The following is a 584-nucleotide window of genomic DNA, read 5'->3' on the forward strand; positions in this document are numbered from 1 at the left end:
TTCATCCTGGACACGCCCTTTCTGAAATCGCTGCAACGGGCGTTCATCGAGATGGAAAGCCTTTGCGGCTACGGGGCCAGCACCGACTGCTTGAGCGGCCCACCGGTCGAGTGGACCGGCGACGACACATATATCCAGAAGACCGGCATCGCCCGCGATCTCGCAACATACGCTATACCAGACGAGTTCTACCGGGGGCATCGCCAGGACTTCGGCGCCTTGCGCGACTGGCTCTATCGCCACGTCATCCGCCACTGGATGAACAGACGCGTGCGCGCAATTAGGCGGGGCAAGGTGCCGCAAATCCCCGGCCTCGCTCGCCCGAACCATCTTCATGAGGAGACGCACCGTGCCGCATGATCACGGCCATGCCCACATCGATCCCGCATCCGGTGACCGGCGCGTGTCCATCGCGATCTGGGCGAACGCCCTTCTGACCGTCGCACAGATCGCGGGCGGCGTCGTTTCGGGCAGTCTCGCGCTGATCGCGGATGCGCTGCACAACTTCTCGGACATGGCGTCGCTGGTGATCGCTTTCGCGGCGCGCAAGATCGCGCGGCGGCCCGCCGACGAACGCATGACCT

Annotated in this window: 1 protein-coding gene and 1 pseudogene; both read left to right on the top strand. The window is 64.4% G+C overall.

Annotated features, from left to right (window positions below; genetic code table 11):
- Window positions 1–360 (top strand): annotated as a pseudogene (locus OCGS_RS15225) (transglutaminase); the annotation flags it as partial.
- Window positions 350–584 (top strand): cation efflux transmembrane domain-containing protein (locus OCGS_RS09270; RefSeq protein WP_040610865.1); only part of this gene is annotated, 235 nt, incomplete at its 3' end. The pseudogene OCGS_RS15225 and the gene OCGS_RS09270, both read left to right, overlap by 11 nt.

Origin of the sequence: Oceaniovalibus guishaninsula JLT2003, assembly GCF_000299575.1 — a bacterium.
GTDB classification, from domain to species: Bacteria; Pseudomonadota; Alphaproteobacteria; order Rhodobacterales; family Rhodobacteraceae; genus Palleronia; species Palleronia guishaninsula.